Annotated in this window: 17 protein-coding genes and 1 tRNA gene; 8 read left to right on the top strand and 10 right to left on the bottom strand. The window is 40.4% G+C overall.

Annotated elements, in window-relative coordinates; genetic code table 11:
- Nucleotides 1-36: 36 nt before the first annotated feature.
- Nucleotides 37-219, top strand: coding sequence for a hypothetical protein (locus tag T7867_RS02230; protein ID WP_068215343.1), 183 nt, complete (start codon nucleotides 37-39; stop codon nucleotides 217-219).
- Entirely contained in the window at nucleotides 216-1,757 is a 1,542-nt protein-coding gene (locus T7867_RS02225) for a type IV secretory system conjugative DNA transfer family protein (protein ID WP_068215342.1), read from the top strand. The genes T7867_RS02230 and T7867_RS02225 overlap by 4 nt, the downstream gene beginning before the upstream one ends.
- A 130-nt stretch (nucleotides 1,758-1,887) precedes the next feature.
- Here the strand turns inward: T7867_RS02225 and T7867_RS02220 are convergent.
- Nucleotides 1,888-1,963: transfer RNA gene (locus T7867_RS02220), tRNA-His, on the bottom strand.
- A 72-nt stretch (nucleotides 1,964-2,035) separates the two neighbouring features.
- Nucleotides 2,036-3,373, bottom strand: a complete 1,338-nt coding sequence (locus T7867_RS02215) for a dihydroorotase (protein WP_068215341.1) — start codon at nucleotides 3,371-3,373, stop codon at nucleotides 2,036-2,038.
- 65 nt (nucleotides 3,374-3,438) lie between these two features.
- Here T7867_RS02215 and T7867_RS02210 point away from each other — a divergent pair, with 65 nt between their 5' ends.
- Nucleotides 3,439-4,749 carry a DEAD/DEAH box helicase gene (locus T7867_RS02210; RefSeq protein ID WP_068215334.1) on the top strand — a complete coding sequence of 437 codons (1,311 nt, stop codon included), beginning with the start codon at nucleotides 3,439-3,441 and terminating at the stop codon, nucleotides 4,747-4,749.
- 56 nt (nucleotides 4,750-4,805) lie between these two features.
- Entirely contained in the window at nucleotides 4,806-5,678 is an 873-nt protein-coding gene (locus T7867_RS02205) for a DUF4097 family beta strand repeat-containing protein (RefSeq protein WP_068215332.1), read from the top strand.
- Here the strand turns inward: T7867_RS02205 and T7867_RS02200 are convergent.
- Together T7867_RS02200 and T7867_RS02195 are read right to left on the bottom strand one after the other, a co-directional pair.
- Nucleotides 5,668-6,594 (bottom strand): DUF1835 domain-containing protein, encoded by a 927-nt coding sequence (locus T7867_RS02200; protein WP_068215331.1) that lies wholly within the window; start codon nucleotides 6,592-6,594, stop codon nucleotides 5,668-5,670. The genes T7867_RS02205 and T7867_RS02200 overlap by 11 nt on opposite strands.
- Before the next feature lie 127 nt (nucleotides 6,595-6,721).
- The gene (locus T7867_RS02195) at nucleotides 6,722-8,212 is read right to left on the bottom strand and encodes a M28 family peptidase (RefSeq protein ID WP_068215329.1); all 1,491 of its coding nucleotides are present in this window, start codon (nucleotides 8,210-8,212) and stop codon (nucleotides 6,722-6,724) included.
- A 183-nt stretch (nucleotides 8,213-8,395) separates the two neighbouring features.
- Here T7867_RS02195 and gcvP point away from each other — a divergent pair, with 183 nt between their 5' ends.
- Nucleotides 8,396-11,302, top strand: a complete 2,907-nt coding sequence (gene gcvP, locus T7867_RS02190) for an aminomethyl-transferring glycine dehydrogenase (protein ID WP_068215327.1) — start codon at nucleotides 8,396-8,398, stop codon at nucleotides 11,300-11,302.
- 68 nt (nucleotides 11,303-11,370) lie between these two features.
- Here the strand turns inward: gcvP and T7867_RS02185 are convergent, their stop codons facing one another.
- The 4 genes from T7867_RS02185 to T7867_RS02170 form a co-directional block, all read right to left on the bottom strand.
- The gene (locus tag T7867_RS02185) at nucleotides 11,371-11,949 is read right to left on the bottom strand and encodes a hypothetical protein (protein ID WP_068215324.1); all 579 of its coding nucleotides are present in this window, start codon (nucleotides 11,947-11,949) and stop codon (nucleotides 11,371-11,373) included.
- Nucleotides 11,946-12,305, bottom strand: a complete 360-nt coding sequence (locus T7867_RS02180) for a PadR family transcriptional regulator (RefSeq protein WP_245660192.1) — start codon at nucleotides 12,303-12,305, stop codon at nucleotides 11,946-11,948. The genes T7867_RS02185 and T7867_RS02180 overlap by 4 nt, the downstream gene beginning before the upstream one ends.
- Nucleotides 12,306-12,391: 86 nt before the next feature.
- The gene (gene lipA, locus T7867_RS02175) at nucleotides 12,392-13,279 is read right to left on the bottom strand and encodes a lipoyl synthase (RefSeq protein WP_068215320.1); all 888 of its coding nucleotides are present in this window, start codon (nucleotides 13,277-13,279) and stop codon (nucleotides 12,392-12,394) included.
- Nucleotides 13,280-13,347: 68 nt separating this feature from the next.
- Nucleotides 13,348-14,076 (bottom strand): hypothetical protein, encoded by a 729-nt coding sequence (locus tag T7867_RS02170; RefSeq protein WP_068215318.1) that lies wholly within the window; start codon nucleotides 14,074-14,076, stop codon nucleotides 13,348-13,350.
- 57 nt (nucleotides 14,077-14,133) lie between these two features.
- Between T7867_RS02170 and T7867_RS02165 the strand changes: the two genes are divergently transcribed.
- Nucleotides 14,134-14,538 (top strand): OsmC family protein, encoded by a 405-nt coding sequence (locus tag T7867_RS02165; RefSeq protein WP_068215317.1) that lies wholly within the window; start codon nucleotides 14,134-14,136, stop codon nucleotides 14,536-14,538.
- On the opposite strand, the gene T7867_RS02160 is transcribed toward T7867_RS02165, so the two are convergent.
- The gene (locus T7867_RS02160) at nucleotides 14,522-15,268 is read right to left on the bottom strand and encodes a hypothetical protein (protein WP_068215315.1); all 747 of its coding nucleotides are present in this window, start codon (nucleotides 15,266-15,268) and stop codon (nucleotides 14,522-14,524) included. The two genes, T7867_RS02165 and T7867_RS02160, sit on opposite strands and share 17 nt — an antisense overlap.
- The gene (gene ettA / locus T7867_RS02155; RefSeq protein WP_068215313.1) at nucleotides 15,219-16,901 is read right to left on the bottom strand and encodes an energy-dependent translational throttle protein EttA; all 1,683 of its coding nucleotides are present in this window, start codon (nucleotides 16,899-16,901) and stop codon (nucleotides 15,219-15,221) included. The genes T7867_RS02160 and ettA overlap by 50 nt, the downstream gene beginning before the upstream one ends.
- Nucleotides 16,902-17,004: 103 nt before the next feature.
- On the opposite strand from ettA, the gene T7867_RS02150 reads away from it, so the two are divergent.
- Both T7867_RS02150 and T7867_RS02145 read left to right on the top strand, forming a co-directional pair.
- Nucleotides 17,005-18,237 carry a DUF349 domain-containing protein gene (locus T7867_RS02150; RefSeq protein ID WP_068215311.1) on the top strand — a complete coding sequence of 411 codons (1,233 nt, stop codon included), beginning with the start codon at nucleotides 17,005-17,007 and terminating at the stop codon, nucleotides 18,235-18,237.
- 105 nt (nucleotides 18,238-18,342) lie between these two features.
- Entirely contained in the window at nucleotides 18,343-18,564 is a 222-nt protein-coding gene (locus T7867_RS02145) for a DUF2795 domain-containing protein (RefSeq protein WP_017732842.1), read from the top strand.
- Nucleotides 18,565-18,675: the final 111 nt, after the last annotated feature.

Here is an 18,675-nt window from a genome sequence, read left to right as displayed (position 1 = left end):
CGCCTTTGTAAATATATGCCTCATTTAATTTAGGATATGGTTTCTCCTGAGAATGAACCACAGATTCAAAAGCAAGCCTTTGAAGATCGTATTCAGCTTTTCAAAAAGGAAAATGCAATACCCATTAAGAGTAGAGGATTAAGGAAACTCTCTCGATTTACACCACCAGATGGTCATTCCAGTAAAGCTCCTGAAAAATCTAAAGAAAGAGAGCCATGAAGTTGTTTTCAAAAAAAGAAGAGAAGAACGACCCTCTAGATCAAATTCTCTATAAAGTTCCAGGCACAAATACTGCCATCACATGGGCAGATAGCTTAGAAGGCACTCTAGTGACTGGATCCACCGGAAGTGGTAAGTCCAGTGGCGCTGGTCGCCACATAGGACATGCCATGCTCAAGAGTGGCTATGGCATGTGTATTTTATGTGTGAAAAAAGACGAGAAGAAAAGATGGCTGAGCTATATCGAAGAAGCTGCACCTCATAGAAAAGAAGATGTCGTCATTTTCAATAAATCAAGCGGACTAAAATTCAATATGCTTGAATATGAAATGAAAAGGCAAGGCGAAGGTGCTGGTGACATTCTAAATGCCGTTGAGTCTTTGATGGCCTTAAATGAACAAAACAGAGTCTACCTCTCCGGTGGAGGTGGAGGAAAGGATGAACGCTTTTGGGATATGTCTCTTAGACGTTTTTGTAGCAAAGGCATTAATACCCTCCTCTATGCAGGTGAAGAAGTTAGTATATCTAATCTGAGACGTTTAGCATCAAACTGCCTTAAAGGAGATGAACCGGAACAATATAGGCGCCTAGAGGCAATGGCTTCAGATGAAGGTATTGATCCTGTCAAAAGAGAACAAGCTCGAGACGAGTTAGAAGAGTGGATTGAGACGAGTTATTTCTTGCAGGTATTACTCAATATTTCAAATAAGTCCTTCACAAAAAATGACGAAGAAGATGTCGATATGATCATGAAATACTGGCTGCGAGAATTCCCCAAAATTGGCGAAAAAACATCCAGTATCATCCTTGAAAGCTTTATGGGTATAGTTGAGCCGTTTCTAAATAAAGGCATCTTAAGAGATCAATTCACAAACGGTATTAGTGATGAGCTTCTACCTGAGACCATTTATAAAAAGGGAAAGATCGTGATCATTGATTTCGCGTTAAAAGAATTTGGTATTGCGGGTATATATGCGGCTACAATTTACAAAACCACCTTCCAAGCCGCCATGGAGAGGCGCGATGTCGAAGAAGAAACGAACCCTAGACCTGTTGGATTATGGATTGATGAGTATCAACAGCTATGTACACATAAAACGGATGCTCAGTTTCAAGCAACCGCAAGAAGCTCAATGGTTGCGACCGTTTATATCACTCAAAACATAAACAACATTCAGTTTGTCATGGGGAATGATCAGCCCGATGCAAAAACGAAAAGTCTATTAGGAAATCTTAATCTCAAATTTTTCGCATCCAATGACAATCATGACACAAATATTTGGGCATCAAACATGATTGGAAAGCATATGATTGACATGGAAAATCTTAGCATCAGTCACAAAAATGAAGTGAGTAAAACCAAAAATCAGCAAATGTATTACCGTGTAACACCAGAGCAATTTACGGTCCTAAAAACTGGGCGTAAGAGTAATAATTACATCGTTGAAACGATTGTTTTTAAAGCAGGGAAAGTCTGGGGACACGACAAGCGCAACTTTGCTCTTGTCCAATTCAATCAAAAATCGAGCGTATATTAGGGGTTAGCGTATAGTTCGAAAATAGCGTTTAGAGCATTTGAACGTATATTTCAAAAATAAAAAAGCACGCCGAAAGCACGCCGAAGAGAAATAAAAAAGACAGCTACTTTCGTAACTGTCTCATTATCAAGGGTGGAAGATGGGACTCGAACCCACGACCTCCTGAACCACAATCAGGCGTTCTAACCAACTGAACTACAACCACCGTGTAACACCTTTCGTGTTTGGGTGTGCAAAGGTAAAGCAAGGAAATGAATTTGCAAATACCAAACTTCGATTTATCTAGAAAAAGTAAGTCTCTTACCTAAAGTGCCTTCAATTACTTGCCCTGCATCGTAAACTAAGTTACCATTTACAAAGGTTTTTTCTACGCTAGCTTTAAACTGATGACCTTCAAATGGAGACCAGCCACATTTGTACAGAAGGTTCTCTTTAGTTACTTCCCAGCTCTTATTGAGGTCTACTAAAACTATGTCGGCAAAATATCCCTCTCTTAGATAGCCTCTTTCGCTTACATCGAATAAGTCTGCAACAGCATGGGCAGATTTTTCTACAATTTTTTCTAAGCTAAAAACTCCCTGATGGTATAGGTCTAACAATGCTGGTAGGTTGTGTTGAACCAAAGGCCCGCCAGAAGGTGCCGAGAAGTAAGCATTCTGCTTTTCTTCTAAAGTGTGAGGGGCATGGTCTGTTGCTAAAACATCTATTCTGTTTTCATTTACAGCTTTTCTTATCATTTCACGGTCTTCAGCTGTTTTCACTGCTGGGTTCCATTTTATGAAGCTACCTTTTTCAGCATAGTCTGAGTCGCTAAACCAAAGGTGGTGTACGCATGCCTCCGATGTGATTTTCTTATCCTTCAAAGGAATGCTGTTGTCAAACTGAAGCGTTTCTTTCCCTGTAGAAATATGTAGAATATGAAGTCTAGCTCCAGTGCTCTTCGCTAGTTTTATGGCTTCAGAAGATGAAGCAAAACAAGCTTCTTCACTTCTGATAATTGGATGCATTCCCATAGGGACATTTTCGCCATACTGTTCCTTGGCTTTAGCAGTGTTTGCTCTAATTATTTCTTCCGACTCGCAGTGGGTTGCTATAATAGTAGGCGAGTTTCTAAAAATGTTTTCGAGTGTTTTCTGATTGTCTACTAGCATATTTCCAGTAGATGAACCCATAAATATCTTTACCCCGCACACTTTTTTCGGGTCAGTTTTGAGTACTTCGTCAATGTTGTCATTCGAAGCACCCATAAAGAAGCTGTAATTGGCTATGCTCTTCTGTGCGGCTACATCGTATTTCTGTTGCAACAAATCTTGGGTGAGAGTGTTCGGAACCGTGTTCGGCATTTCCATAAAAGAAGTAATGCCTCCAGCTACTGCAGCTTTAGATTCGGTGTAAATTTCTGCTTTGTGAGTTAGCCCTGGCTCACGGAAATGTACTTGGTCATCAATCAGCCCTGGTAAAATATGTAGTCCCTTGGCGTCTATTACTTTGTCTGCTTTTAACTGTTGTAAGTCTGAGCCAATTTGCTCAATTCGGTCGTTTACAATAAGAATGTCAGCTTCAGTTACTTTGCCTTCATTCACAATGGTGCCGTTCAGAATAAGTGTAGATGCCATAGTGCTTTTTTTTACTTGAGGGTTTAACGTAATTGCAAAGCAAAACAAACAGGAATCCATCTAAAATGGCAGCAGAAGTTCAATTATTTGAAGATTTAAAGTTGAATAGGCAGATTCTGAATGCTATTGACGACTTAGGCTTTGAAAGGCCAACCGAGATACAGGCTAAGGTGGTGCCAGTAGCTACTGCTGGGCACGATTTATTTGGTATTGCACAGACTGGAACCGGTAAAACGCTCGCCTTTGTAGCTCCACTAATTATGAAGATTAAGTATGCTCAGGGTAACGATCCTCGGGCTTTAATCTTGGCGCCAACTCGCGAATTGGTGTTGCAGATAGCGGATAACTTCAAAGCGTTGGCCAAGTATACCGATTTGAGAATGGCTGCTCTGTATGGAGGAGTAGGGCCTAAAGCTCAAATTGAGGAGGTTAAAGCTGGGGTAGATTTGCTCATTAGTACACCGGGTAGGTTTATGGATTTGTATCTGAAAGGCCATATTATGCCTAAGCAAATCAAAACTCTGATTCTGGATGAGGCCGATAAAATGCTGGATATGGGGTTCCTGCCTCAGATTAGAAAGATATTGGAGGTTGTGCCTAGAAAGCGGCAAAACATGCTTTTTTCGGCTACTATGGCAGATAGAGTGGTTACGCTTACCGAAGAATTTCTGGCTTTTCCGCAGCGAATTGAGGTAGCTCCTCAAGCCACAGTAGCAGAAACTATTGAGCAGGTTTTATACGAGGTGCCCAACTTCAAAACTAAAATCAACTTACTCATTCACTTCCTCAATCAGGAAGAGTTTAGCCGGGTTATTGTGTTCGTGAAGACCAAGTCTAATGCCGATGCTATTGCCAAGTATATCGATAGAAAAGAGCTCGGCCCCGTACGTGTTGTACATGCTAATAAAGGGCAAAACAGTAGAATTAATGCTGTAAATGAGTTTCGGGAAGGAGATATCAGGGTGTTGGTATCTACCGATGTAACCGCTAGGGGTATGGATATCTCTATGGTTTCTCACGTTATTAATTTCGATTTGCCTTTGGTGTATGAAGACTATGTACATAGAATTGGTAGAACGGGTCGTGCAGAGAACGAAGGGATGGCAATAACCTTTGCCAATGAGTTGGAGATGCATCATGTGCCACGTATAGAGAAAATCATTCAGCAAGATATTCCAAGGAAAACAATTCCTGCAGACGTTACTATTGAGAAAACTCCCTTTGAGGAACAGCAAGAAATGGCCAAAACCATGGATAATATTCGAAAGAAAATGGATCCAACCTTTAAGGGCGCTTTTCATGAGAAGAAAAAACGGTTCGATAAGCCATCTAATAGCAGCAAGGGTAAGAAGCGAAATAAGAGAGGAAGAAGGTAGTGTTCCTTCTGTTTTCAGAATTTGCTAAATTGGCTAACAACTCAAACTCAAATATTATGCAACAACGAATCTTTTTTAGCGCATTAGCAGCGCTAGTACTCTCATTTTCTCAAGTTCAGGGCCAAGAAGAAGGCGAATTTCACTTAGATGATGCCTACGCCCTAAGTGCCAATGGCATTATTCATTTAAACTCAGAAGACGCAGACGTAAGAATTACAGGGTCCGACCGATCTGATGTTCACGTGAAGATCGATAGAATTGAATATGTCAATGGAATTAGGTCTGGTAGTAGAAACTTCACTGTAAACGTTGAAGAAGTAAACGGAGACTTAGTAATTAAAGAGAGAAGGTCAGGTAGTGTCAGGTTTAGTATTGGTTCTTTCAGAACGGAATACAGCATAACCATTGAAATGCCTAGGTCTGGAGGTCTGAAAATTGAGGGGGAAGACGATGATTACGTGATCAAAAACGTTGATGGGTCAATTTCTATGCGCGTGGAAGATGGAGATATTGAACTTTTGGATACGAAGTCCGAAAGTATAGAGGTAAGAATTGAAGATGGCGACTTAAGGCTCGATGGAGGACTGGGTGAACTCATGATCGAAAACGAGGATGGCGATTTAGATGTTAGAAACGGTGCTTTTACCAGAGTAGACATTGAGACTGAAGATGCTAATGTTTCTATAGAAACAAGTTTGGCCGATGATGGTACTTACGAGATTACCTCAGACGATGCTAGAATTGACTTTGTGGTGCTCAGCGGAGGTGGAAGGTTCTATGTTTCTAAAGACGATGGCCGAGTTTCTTCCGGTAGTGCTTTCAAGATTGAAGAAGAAAGGGATCATAGAGTTACTCTATCATTAGCTGGAGGAAAAGCTGATGTAGATGTTAGGGTGAATGATGGGCGTGTTAGATTTTCTAAGCGCTAGCTGAAGGGATTAGTTCTTCAGAGGTAGGATCAAATTGCCACTCGGCTAATGAGGCTCCTCCTAATATCATATTCCTATCAAGATTTTGAATAGCAGAGCTCAATTCGGGCTCTGTTTTTATTTTGAGCTTCTCGTAATCAGAAAATAACCCTTTCAGAGAATTTAAAGTGTTGAAATACTGAAGGTCTCCGAAGCCATAATACTTCTGCCACCTGAGCATTCGGCCTATAAGTTTATGGTGGTTGTTCACTCCTTCAGTTGCTAGGTCTACTATAGTTTGTTCAATCTCTGAAAGCCCAGAAATGCTGTTCGGGAACCTCCTGAAGTGTGCATTCAGTGCATCAGATAAGTACGGAAACTCATCTGAAGGCATTATGGTGTAAGTAAAAAGGTTGTTCGGATTTGCAGAACAGTAGGCCTGATAAACATCTTTGGCAAATTCAAACTCTCGAGTATTGAGCTTAAGCTTTTGCTGTAGTTGATCTGCTAATTGTTTAGGGCTCAGTTCTCCAAGGCCATAAAGCTTTTCAGAATCATCAATTTTACCAGAGCACACCAGAGATATTTGCTGGCCTGGTTCACGCTTTTCTCCCAAATACTGTATCAGGGCCATCATATTAATCTGGCAGAACAGATCGTATTCAAACCAAAGCACTATTTCGGAATATTGACTCAGTTGGGAGCTAAGCTTCTTAAATGGTAGATAAACGTCTTGGTTGTACTGCTCAACAGTTGTGTCAAATGATTGAGTAATAAAAGCTCTTCTTTGGTTCCAGAAGTCTTCTGAGTTGAAGTCGGAATGAACGGGGCCTTCTGCTAATACCTCTCGCCAAACAAAGGTTTCCCCCTCGATTGTCGTCTGCTTAAAAAGTTGGAGCGTGCTATCTCCGTTGAGTATGTGTAAGCTATCTGCCATAAAAAAGCGTTTAACAAAACGTCATTCCCTTGAAGACGGGAATCTCCAGCTAGTTTAGTAAAGCTATCTGGAGATTCCCAATCAAGTTGGGAATGACGTTTTGTTATTTTAAAAAACTGTTAAAAAACTAGTCTCTAGAGTTGTAGTCCATATCGTCCTGACGGTCTACTGGAGTTCTAGCATCTCTGTTAGCTAAAATCCAAGCAGTATGGAAGATCAACTGGGCTCTTTTGGCCATTACGTCAAACTCAATTTTGTCAACGGTGTCAGTTGGTCTGTGGTAATCGGCATGAGTACCATTAAAGTAGAAGATAATTGGAATACCCTTCTTAGCGAAGTTGTAGTGGTCAGAACGGTAGTAGAATCTGTTTCTATCGTTCGGATCGTCATATCTGTAGTCTAAGTCAATGTTGGTGTAAGTGATGTTCGCGAATTCGGATATCACTTTTAAGTGGCTAGAAAGCTTCTCAGAACCAATTACATAAACATAATCTCTGTTGCCAGACTCTTCGTGCTCTGGGTCAACTCTACCAATCATATCAATGTTAAGGTTGTTAACAGTGTTCTCAATTGGGAACAAAGGATTGTCTGCATAATAAGCTGAACCCAATAGGCCTTTTTCTTCACCAGTTACGTTTAAGAAAAGAATACTTCTTCTAGGTCTGTTACCTTCTTTAGCAGCTTGAGCAAATGCCTCAGCAATTTCCATTACACCAGTAGTTCCAGAACCGTCATCATCGGCACCGTTATTAATCACAGTTCCATCCTCATTCTGACCAATGTGGTCGAAGTGAGAAGAGATAACCAATACTTCATCTTTAAGATCTGTGCCTTCTAAGAAAGCTACCATGTTTTCAGTGTCGATAACATTGATTTTTTCTTTCACCATTAGTCTTACTGAACCTTCTTTAATGTTGTCAGGAGTTTCGGCATTTTCAGCAAGTTTCTCCTTAGAAGACCTGAAAATCTCAGCAGCCATTTCTTGAGTAGTGTAGAAAGTCATGCTTTCGTTTCCACCATTCTCTTTGTCGAATCTTAATCTACCCAAAAGTAGTCTTCTGGCCTGTCTTGGTACAGTTTGCTTGAACTGCTCATCATCAGCAGCCATAATCATTACGCCTTTAACACCAGCTTCAGCAAGCTTGCCCATCAATTCTCTGTCGCCAGAAGAAGAAACAGCTACTTTTCCGTTTAGGTCCATGTCGGCAATGTTGCTACCCTTACCAATGTATACTGCATCTAGCTTCATTTCTTTAGCCATGTTTGCATTACCAGTAAAGATGAAGTCAGTACCATTAATTTTCTTTCCAGATCTAGTCTTGATGTAAACATCTGACCAATCTGACTGATACATGTTGAACTTCTGGCGGTATGTTCCGTCTACTGGGCCTTCTAAGCCTACTCTTTCGTAGAATTCTTCTAAAAATCTAGAAGCTTTTTTCTGACCTTCAGTTCCGGTTTCTCTTCCACCGAATTCATCAGAAGCCAAAATAGAAAGCTTGGCTCTCATGTCTTCTGGAGTGATAGTATTGGCATACTTCACAGCCGTCTTATCTTGTGCATTAACAGCAAGAGCTGTCATCACAAGCCCCATTAGGGACAACTTTAATCTCCTCATTCTTATAACAATTATATGTTTGAATTTTTTAGTGGGCTAAAACTAACGTTTTTTTAAAATCTAGCCTCAAACACTTCTGTTTTCGGTTGGGTTTTTTTGCTATGGATATGTAAGGAAATCAGAGCCTTGTAACTTACATTTGCAGCACAATTGCGAGAAGTAAATCGAACGAGAACTGGAGATATGACAAAAATTGATTTAAGAAAAACTCAAAGGTTTGAAGACCGCCACAATGGTCCTGATCAGCAGGAGATTAGCGAAATGCTAAAGGTGGTTGGTGCATCGAGCCTTGATGCTCTAATTGACGAAACGGTACCTGCCGGAATTCGAATGAAAGAGCCCCTGAATCTTCCGCTTCCTAAATCGGAATTTCAATTTCTGAAAGACCTGAGACACACAGCAGCTCAGAACAAAATATTCAAGTCTTACATTGGTATGGGTTACTACAATACCATTGTACCTGGAGTTATTCAGAGAAATATTCTTGAGAATCCAGGATGGTATACTGCATACACCCCTTACCAGGCAGAAATTGCTCAAGGCCGTTTAGAAGCTTTGATCAATTTCCAGACTATGGTAATGGACCTCACTGCTATGGAAATTGCCAATGCCTCTTTGCTAGATGAAGGTACGGCTGCGGCAGAAGCAATGGCCATGTTTGCTGGTCAAAGAAAAAAAGATAAGAAGAATGCGAATACATTCTTTGTAGATGAAAATACCTTCCCTCAAACCATTGATGTACTCAAAACGCGTGCAACGCCTTTCGGTATTGATCTGGAAATTGGAAATTATGCTGAACTAGATCTTACTAGAGAAGACCTTTATGGTGTATTGGTTCAGTATCCTTCTGGCGATGGAAAAGTAATAGACTATCGTTCGTTTGTAGAAAGCGCACACGAGAACAATGTGTTTGTAACCTTTGCTGCCGATCTAATGGCCTTGGCACTAATAACCCCTCCGGGTGAAATGGGTGCAGATGCCGTTGTAGGTACTACCCAGAGATTTGGTGTGCCTATGGGTTATGGTGGTCCTCACGCAGCATACTTTGCTACAAAAGATCAGTTTAAGCGTCAGATTCCTGGTAGAATCATTGGGGTTTCTATAGATAGAGAAGGCAATAAAGCCTACAGAATGGCTCTCCAAACTCGTGAGCAGCACATTAGAAGAGAGAAAGCAACTTCTAATATCTGTACTGCACAGGTACTTCTTGGAGTAATGGCCGGAATGTACGGTGTATATCACGGTTCAAAAGGTATTAAGCATATTGCCGTTAAAATTCATGGCTTCGCCAAGCTATTGAACAGAGGGTTGAAGTTCTTAGGGTTCAACCAAGTGAACGATATCTACTTCGATACCTTGAGAGTTGAGTGCGACTCTGCTCTCGCTGATAAAATCAAAACTATTGCTGAAGTAAATCAGGCCAACCTCAGATACTTTGAATCTGGAGATTTAGGTATTTCTGTAGATGAAACCACCAGAGTAGAAGATGTTGAGGTATTGCTAAACATTTTTGCTGAAGCTACTGGTCAGGTGATGGGTTTCGACTTAGATGTCGAGGCAGCCAACCTTTCTATAGAGTGGCCTGCTGAGTTGGAAAGAACGTCTGACTTCATGACTCACCCGGTATTCAACCAATACCACTCAGAGCATGAAATGTTGAGATATATCAAGAAGCTTGAGAATAAAGATTTGTCATTGGTTCACTCCATGATCTCTCTGGGTTCTTGTACTATGAAGTTGAATGCTACTTCGGAAATGGTAGCAGTTACATGGCCTGAGTTCGGTGATATTCACCCATTCGCACCAAAATATCAGACTCGTGGTTACCATATGATGTTCAATGACTTGGTAGACTGGTTGAGTGAGATCACTGGTTTCTATGATGTGTCATTGCAGCCTAACTCAGGTGCTCAAGGTGAGTATGCTGGCTTAATGGTAATCAGAGCTTACCATGAAAGCAGAGGAGAGGAGCACAGAAATATTGCCATTATTCCTTCTTCTGCTCACGGTACAAACCCTGCTTCTGCAGTTATGGCTGGTATGAAGGTAGTGATTGTAGCCTGCGATGAGAAAGGGAATATTGACATGGATGACCTAAAGGCAAAGGTTGAGCAGCACAGCGAAAACCTCTCTTGTCTAATGGTGACTTACCCTTCTACTCATGGAGTGTTCGAAGAAAGTATTGTTGATATTTGTAAGCTCGTTCATGATCATGGTGGGCAGGTTTATATGGACGGTGCCAACATGAATGCTCAGGTTGGGTTGACAAGCCCAGGATTGATAGGTGCCGATGTATGTCACCTAAACCTGCATAAAACATTCTGTATTCCTCACGGTGGAGGAGGTCCTGGTATGGGGCCAATTGGTGTGGCAGAGCACTTAGCTCCTTTCTTGCCAAACAGTGCGGTGATGGAAACTACAGGTGGCGACCAGCCAATTAGTTCTATTTCATCAGCTCCATGGGGAAGTGCCAGTATTCTTACTATTTCATATGCTTACATAGCCATGATGGGTGCAGAAGGCTTGACTAATGCAACCAAGATTGCCATCCTTAACGCTAACTACATCAAGGCTAGATTGGAGAAAGAGTTTAAGATTCTTTACTCTGGTAAAAATGGAAGATGTGCTCACGAAATGATTGTAGACTGTCGCGACTTCAAAACTCAGAATATTGAGGTTGAAGATATCGCCAAGCGATTGATGGACTATGGCTTCCACGCTCCTACAGTTTCATTCCCAGTAGCTGGAACAGTTATGATTGAACCAACAGAGTCTGAGTCTAAAGTAGAGTTAGATAGGTTCTGTGATGCTATGTTGAGTATTCGCCAAGAGATCAGGGAAATTGCTGATGGTATAGCTGATGAAGATGACAATGTGGTGAGAAACGCTCCACACACAGCAGCTATGGTGCTTGAAGGTCAGTGGGAGAAGCCTTATTCTAGAGAAAAGGCAGTTTACCCTACAGAGTTTGTAAAAGAGGCTAAGTTCTGGCCTACTGTAGCCAGAATTGATTCTGCCTATGGCGATAGAAACCTAATGTGTAGCTGTATTCCAGTTTCTGATTATCAGGAAGAGGAAGCTATGGCTTAAGTTAGTTTTATATAAGAAGCTAGTTATTAAAAAGGCTGTCTCGAGAGTTCGGGACAGCCTATTTTGTTTTATGCCACTAGTTCTAGTTGGCTCTTTTGGTAGCCATTGTAGAATCGATAGGGAAGGTATGTAAGTGAGAGAATTAGTGCTGATAGGGCCAAAAACGATTGAAATAGCTTTGACTTTCTAATTATATTTAACTGAGAATCTTCCATTTTCGATAGGTAGTCCTTCCATTCGTTATCATACTTTTCACCAATCAAAAGGTTTGCTTTGTTTTGTGTATCTACTAATATTCTATAACTATTGGCGTCTGTTTTTTCTTGGTGAGATAAAACTCCAAATAAGATTGAGATTGTAAGGCAGAGAGCACTCAAGTACCCTCCAATAAATGCTATTTTCTTCATCATGATATTGTGTTTTGGGGTGGTTAAAATTTTTAAATCTCTTTCGAGTTGATAGGGAAAGTCTGGAAGAAGCTTTTGTTTGGCGTTCTCAAAACTCGTTTCAAAATCCAGCTTTTCGCTGTCCATAGAGAACTCAATCTCCGTTGCCAGATGATCGGTCAGGTCATCCATCAGTTCAAAGTCGCTAAAGCCCTGAGATTTCAGGTAGTCTTTAATGTGTTGTACATGGTGTTCAGTCATGACACGGACGTTTTTGATTTACCGAATAACAAAGCCAAAGTGGTCTGAAAGTCCATCACTTCTTCGATAGCTGGATTTACCACAGCCTTACCTTTTTCGGTTAGACTGTAATACTTCCTAAGCCGGTTTCCCACATTGATCGATTCAGTTTGCAGATAACCTTCTTTGGTTAAAGCATGCAAACTCGGGTATAAGGAACCTTCCTTGATGAGTATTTTTCCTTCGGAGCTAGCCTTTACGTGCTGAACAATCTCATAACCATACATCTTTCCGTTGTCCGCTAAGAGTTTTAGAATGATGGGTCTGAGAATACCTTTTAATAATTCACGAGAATACATAGAACAATAATACATCATAATTCTATATATTGCAAATAGACAATAAAAAAGCCGCAAAACGCGGCTCCATAATTGTCTAATGTCTATGTACTCGGTACTAAAATCTAAACATGCACATGTCTTTCGGCATGGTAAGACGATCTTACTAAAGGTCCTGACTCTACGTACTTAATTCCTCTTTTCTCACCTTCTTCTTTGAAGAAAGCAAACTTATCTGGATGTACATACTCTATCACCTCGTGGTGCCTTTTTGTAGGCTGAAGGTATTGGCCTAAAGTTAAAACGTCTAAGCCAACCTCTACCAAGTCATCCATCATTTGGAAAATCTGATCGTCCGTTTCACCTAAGCCAAGCATGGCTCCAGTTTTAGATCTTTTCCCGTATTCTTTAATTCTCCTCAGTTCCTCAATACTACGGTCGTATTTAGCTTGTGGTCTTACTGGGCGATAAAGTTCTTTTACGGTTTCAACATTGTGAGAAACTACTTCTTGTCCACCGTCTATCATTCTATAAAGAGCATCCCAATTGCCTTTAACATCAGGAATAAGAGTCTCTATGGTAGTAGAAGGGCTGAGTTCTTTAGTTTGAACTACAGTTTGATACCAAATTTCGGCACCTCTATCTTTTAGTTCATCTCTGTTTACAGAAGTAATTACTGCGTGCTTTACACCCATTAATTTAATAGCTTCTGCTACGCGTTTAGGCTCTTGCTCGTCATACTCGGGCGGACGGCCAGTGGCCACAGCACAGAATGAACATGATCTGGTACAAACATTTCCCAAAATCATAAATGTAGCTGTTCCTGCTCCCCAGCATTCTCCCATGTTAGGGCAATTTCCACTCTCACAAATTGTATGAAGTTTGTGGTTGTCAACCAGCTTTCTCACTTTGGCATACTCTGGGCCAATAGGAAGTTTAACCCTAAGCCAATCAGGCTTTCGTCTGCCTTTTTTCTCTTCAACTGGTTTGCTTACAACTGGTAATTCAATCATTGATCGTTCCTCCGACTATAAGAACACAAAGGTAAGGCAAAGGTTCCAAATAAACAGGGTGAGTGAGACTAGTTTCTCTTGCCAAAATAAATGGCAAAGAATGCAGCAGAATAAATGCTTTTATTGTCTGCTAAGGGCATTATTTCTATTTCTCTAGTAAAGGCGTCTACCGTAAAGCCTACTTCTACGCCAAATACTCTCCGTTTGGTGGAGTTAGTTTCAAAGGTTAGTGAAGCTTTGGCATGACCGCCCAGTACAAAATTAGTTTCTCCCAATCCTCTAAAAGGACCAGCATTGCCCACTATAAAAGGTCTTGCATGTTGATTATTATTGGGGTCGTACTGCTCTTTTTGGTTTTGAGAAATTTCAATATAGTATGGGATTTCCATACCTATAGCTGGGCCAATGGCTACAAGACCTGTCACCCTAGCGCCTTGTTGAGGAGCTTTTTTGAACAAGATTTTCTCTCTCCCGTAGGTTGGTCTTATGCTTACTAAGTAATTAGACTTTCCAAAAACAAATGAACTGCCAGTAAATGTAGTTTCTTTTGCTTCTCTAGGGTGTCTAATGTTAACCAATTCAATGCCCCAATTAGAAAGGTTGTCGTTGCCTAAGAATTTAGAGTGTCGAAAATATAAGCCACTAATTAGTCCGCCATTGGTGGTTTTAACTATGCCAAAAACATTCTCTGTTAGATAGTCTTCATCTATGTATTGACGTATCTGTTGGCTGTATGCCTGAGAGGTTAAGCCGAAAGCGAGTAAGAGAAAAATAGATTTTTTAAGGAACTGTATCAATTTTGACGCTAGCTTTGAAGTGTTGCTAAAGTAACGAAATTTTATTGTTGATAGTTTATGAAAACCGTAGAGAGCAAATATCTGGGTGGCTTAAGAACCTCTTCTGTTCACCTTAAATCTAAGAATACGTATCAAACAGATGCCCCAATAGATAATAATGGAAAAGGAGAAACCTTTTCCCCTACAGATACGGTGGCTACAGCTTTGGGAGCTTGTATGATGACCGTTATGGCAATAGCAGGTGAGAAGAAAGGCTTCGATATGTCTGGAATGCACTTGGCAACAGAGAAAGTGATGTCTGCTAACCCGAGGAGAATTGCTGCCTTAAAAGTCGACTTTTATTGGGATGATTGTCCTTTGAATGATGAGCAAAAAGAATGGATAAAAGAGATAGGTCTTAACTGTCCTGTTGCTCTAAGCTTGCACCCAGAACTAAAGCAGGAAATCAGTTTTCATTTTTAGAGAGCCAATCCACAATTTGGCATAAGTCTTCCTTTTTCTGAATCCTCAATTTATTTGAGCGAAGAAATTTCTTTAGTCTTTGCCGAACATTTGGAAACAAGTCTATGAGTTCGTTTTTATGTTCTGGTAGTTCAATTATGCGACCCTGAACTTTTATTAAGGTTTTTTCAATTACGTTGACTTTTCCGTTGAACTTTTGAAAGCCGTCAACGCTACCTTCGTATGACTCAAATGATAGCTGGAATTTTGTCTTGATGTTCTTGGAGCAATCCCAGTCTAGGACAAAGCCTCCAAATTTAGATTTTGGATTGAACTCAGTTAGATTCGAAAATCTAGATTCCTTGCTTCCCTCTTCTAAAGTGAAATACCTTACTACATTAAATGGGTATAGTCTTCCAGAGGAAGGGTCCTCTAATATTTCAGTTTTTAAATTATACAGGAAATAACCACTAGTAGTATCGCCCTCATACGTTACAATAGTTATTGGTTTTTCTGTAAGGTATAGGTGCTTGCGATAATGTTCACCGAAACTTTCGGGAGCTTCCCATTCAGGAGCTTCAATAATTTTTAACCTCTGTACAACTGCATTAAGGTTGATTTCTTCTAATACTTGAGCGTTTAATTGAAGTGTCTGGAAACCAATGAACACCATAGTTGCCAGACACTTTCTTAGACTCTTGTTAACTCGGAATGCTCTTGTATTTAATTCTTTTAGGTTCTTTGTTGCCATTGCGTGCTTTGTAATTCTCTTCGTATTCTGAGTAACTACCCTCAAACCAATATACTTGAGAATTACCTTCAAATGCAAGGATGTGGGTACAAATTCTATCAAGGAACCATCTGTCGTGAGAGATAATTACCGCACAGCCACCAAAATTCTCTAAGCCTTCTTCTAGCGCTCTAAGTGTGTTTACATCTAGGTCGTTAGTAGGTTCATCTAGCAGCAACAAGTTGGCTCCTTGTTTAAGAGTTAGTGCTAGGTGTACTCGATTACGCATACCGCCAGAAAGCTCCGAAACCTTCTTGTTTTGATCGCTTCCACCAAAATTAAAGCGGCTAACATAGGCTCTTGAATTAACTTGTTTCCCTCCAAGGGTTATCAGTTCATTACCTTCTGAAATAACTTCCCAAACCGTTTTGTTAGGATCTAGCTTGGTATGTTCCTGATCTACATAAGCGATCTCTACTGTTTCACCAACTTCAAATGTTCCTGCATCTGGCTCTGTTTTTCCGGTAATCATATTAAAAAGAGTGGTTTTACCAGCTCCATTAGGACCAATGATACCAACAATTCCTCCTTGAGGGAGTGAGAATTCCAGATTTTCATACAAGAGTTTATCTCCAAACGCTTTAGAAACGCCTTTAGCATCTATTACCTTACTGCCTAATCTAGGTCCAGCCGGAATGTACAATTCCAGCTTTTCTTCTCTTTCCTTTCCTTCTTGGCTCAAAAGCTTATCGTAGGCGCTCAGTCTGGCTTTAGCTTTAGATTGCCTGCCTTTAGGAGACATTCTTACCCATTCTAGCTCTCGCTGAAGGGTTTTCTGTCTTTTAGATTCTGTTTTCTCTTCATCAGCTAATCTCTTCTGTTTTTGCTCTAGCCATGAACTATAATTTCCTTCCCACGGAATACCCTCTCCACGGTCTAGTTCTAAAATCCAGCCCGCAACATTATCTAAGAAATAACGGTCGTGAGTTACCGCTATTACGGTTCCTTTATATTGTTTAAGGTGTTGTTCTAACCAATGTACAGACTCTGCATCTAGGTGGTTAGTAGGCTCATCTAGTAAAAGAACATCTGGCTCTTGAATTAACAAGCGGCAAAGTGCAACTCTCCTTTTCTCTCCTCCAGAGAGGTTTTGGATTTTAGCATCAGCAGGAGGTGTTCTTAGAGCGTCCATCGCTCTTTCCAGTCTGCTATCTAACTCCCAAGCATTCTTTTGGTCTAGTAGGTCTTGAACTCTCGCTTGGTCTTCAATAAGCTTGTTCATTTTGTCGCCATCGGCAAGCACATCCGGGTCGGCAAACTTTAGGTTTATTTCCTCAAATTCTTTCAATAGGTCAACTACATCTCCCGCGCCTTCTTCAACCACTTCTTTTACTGTTTTCTCTGGGTCTAGATTAGGCTCTTGTTCTAGCATTCCTACAGAGTAGCCTGGCGAAAACACCACTTCGCCCTGATAGTTTTTATCTACCCCTGCAATAATTCTTAAAAGTGAAGACTTACCTGCACCGTTAAGACCTAAGACACCAATTTTGGCACCATAGAAGAATGATAGGTATATATTTTTAAGTACTTGCTTTTGTGGAGGGTAGACTTTATTGACCCCTGCCATTGAAAAGATGATCTTCTGATCGCTCATATTGGAAAATTTAGGTTCAAATATGCTAAAAAATGGGCTCCTTTTGAGTGCCCTAAAATGATTTACTTAATTTCGGCCTCTTAGCTTTTTAGATATAACATCAGTGGAATACGGTTACATAAAAGAAGGGAAAGTATTTAGGAATGCCTTTCTAGATTTTCCTGAAAGGGAAATAGGGGTCGTTAAGGAAAATGACGAGTCAACTTTTCAGTACTTTACAGAGAGGTTTCAGTCTTTGGAAAAGGAAATTGAGGAGATAAAAGAAAAGGTGGAAAACCAATCTAATAAAGGTTCTTATCTAATGAAGGTGACCAACCTGAAAGAAGGTCTCTCAGAGTTAGATGCCTTAGGAGACTTTGAAGCCGCGCATACTACCCTAACGACTATTGAAGGCGAGCTCAATGAATACATCATTCAGAACAGGCATAAAAACCTTCAGATAAAGACAGCTTTATTGGAAGAGTTAAAGGTGGTAGCCAAAAGTCACGAATGGAAGTCTGCCACCGCTGCGGTTAAGGAAATCCAACAAAAATGGATTAAGACTGGCGCAGTAGATGCTGAGCATAGGGATAGGATAGAAGGAGAGTTTAAAGAATTGACAAATTCATTCTTTGAAAGAAAGGCCGAGTTCTATGCTGAGTTAGAAAAGATGATGGAAGAAAAGGAAGCCGATTATGCTCAGTTTGTTGAGAAGGCTTCTAAAACCTTAGCTAATTCAGATGCATCTAAGCTTAGAGATGTTCAAAAGCAATTGATGGAAGAGTGGAAGGCTTTAGGTAAAATAAAGCCAGAAAAGCATTCAGCATTTTGGAACGAGTTTCAAGGTGTGCTAAAAAGCGCATTTAATAAGGCTAAAAAGAGTCAGTCTAATAAAAAGGCATCGGCAGAAGAAAACGAGAAGTCAAAAAGGGAGCTGCTTGGGAGTTTAGAGAAGCTCAATGAGCAAATAGTACCCGAGGTAAACCTGAACCAAGTACGAAAAGACTGGAAAAGCATAGGTTTTACATCGAAAAGTGTAACCCCCGAACTCAATGAATCTTTTATGCGGGTGTCAGGCATGTTGAGTGAAAAAATATTTTTGAACCAGCTTTTGAACAAAAAAGCCAAAAAAGGCATTTCACCAGAAGAAAGAGATAAGTTACGCATTAAGCTGTTATACGATTTGCTTAATCGTGACGTAAATGAACTAAAGACGTTTGAATTGAATGTGGAGAAATTTAATACCGCTAAAGGACTCGATAGTTTGCTCGATCAGAAACTAGAACAGCAAAAGCGCAAAGTTGAGATTAAAAGAGAGTTGTTGAAGCAACTTAAAAGTGCTCAAAATCAAGGATAAGCAAGGTTTTTGATCGACCAGAAATAGCTATAAAAAATTGAGTCTAAGCATTTGAATTTTAAATATTTATTCCATTCTTTTGCACGCCAATAAAAAAGAAGAGAAATGTACTGGACACTTGAATTAGCATCGTATTTAGAAGATGCACCATGGCCGGCCACTAAAGATGAATTGATCGACTTTTCGATCCGTTCTGGAGCTCCGATGGAAGTTGTAGAAAACCTACAGGAGCTAGAGGATGACGGTCAGCCGTACGAAAATATTGAGGAAATTTGGCCGGATTATCCTACTAAAGAAGATTTCTTCTTCAACGAAGACGAATATTAAAAGATCTTAAGCCTCGCATTTGCGGGGCTTTTTTCTTTACCACCCCTCTTGGGCAACCACCGCCCCATAGAATACCCTTCTGTTTTTTTTAAACTTTCTCCTTATATTACT

The organism is Roseivirga spongicola (genome assembly GCF_034376045.1).
Classification (GTDB): domain Bacteria; phylum Bacteroidota; class Bacteroidia; order Cytophagales; family Cyclobacteriaceae; genus Roseivirga; species Roseivirga spongicola.
This window is presented reverse-complemented; position numbering and strand designations above follow the sequence as displayed.

Coding starts and splice junctions, on each gene's coding strand:
- lipA (WP_068215320.1), bottom strand. CDS start 13,279: ATGATTGAATTACCAGTTGTAAGCAAACCAGTTGAAGAGAAAAAAGGC.
- T7867_RS02145 (WP_017732842.1), top strand. CDS start 18,343: ATGTACTGGACACTTGAATTAGCATCGTATTTAGAAGATGCACCATGG.
- T7867_RS02185 (WP_068215324.1), bottom strand. CDS start 11,949: ATGACTGAACACCATGTACAACACATTAAAGACTACCTGAAATCTCAG.
- T7867_RS02230 (WP_068215343.1), top strand. CDS start 37: ATGGTTTCTCCTGAGAATGAACCACAGATTCAAAAGCAAGCCTTTGAA.
- T7867_RS02165 (WP_068215317.1), top strand. CDS start 14,134: ATGAAAACCGTAGAGAGCAAATATCTGGGTGGCTTAAGAACCTCTTCT.
- T7867_RS02225 (WP_068215342.1), top strand. CDS start 216: ATGAAGTTGTTTTCAAAAAAAGAAGAGAAGAACGACCCTCTAGATCAA.
- T7867_RS02180 (WP_245660192.1), bottom strand. CDS start 12,305: ATGATGTATTATTGTTCTATGTATTCTCGTGAATTATTAAAAGGTATT.
- T7867_RS02160 (WP_068215315.1), bottom strand. CDS start 15,268: ATGGCAACAAAGAACCTAAAAGAATTAAATACAAGAGCATTCCGAGTT.
- T7867_RS02205 (WP_068215332.1), top strand. CDS start 4,806: ATGCAACAACGAATCTTTTTTAGCGCATTAGCAGCGCTAGTACTCTCA.
- gcvP (WP_068215327.1), top strand. CDS start 8,396: ATGACAAAAATTGATTTAAGAAAAACTCAAAGGTTTGAAGACCGCCAC.
- T7867_RS02195 (WP_068215329.1), bottom strand. CDS start 8,212: ATGAGGAGATTAAAGTTGTCCCTAATGGGGCTTGTGATGACAGCTCTT.
- ettA (WP_068215313.1), bottom strand. CDS start 16,901: ATGAGCGATCAGAAGATCATCTTTTCAATGGCAGGGGTCAATAAAGTC.
- T7867_RS02215 (WP_068215341.1), bottom strand. CDS start 3,373: ATGGCATCTACACTTATTCTGAACGGCACCATTGTGAATGAAGGCAAA.
- T7867_RS02210 (WP_068215334.1), top strand. CDS start 3,439: ATGGCAGCAGAAGTTCAATTATTTGAAGATTTAAAGTTGAATAGGCAG.
- T7867_RS02200 (WP_068215331.1), bottom strand. CDS start 6,594: ATGGCAGATAGCTTACACATACTCAACGGAGATAGCACGCTCCAACTT.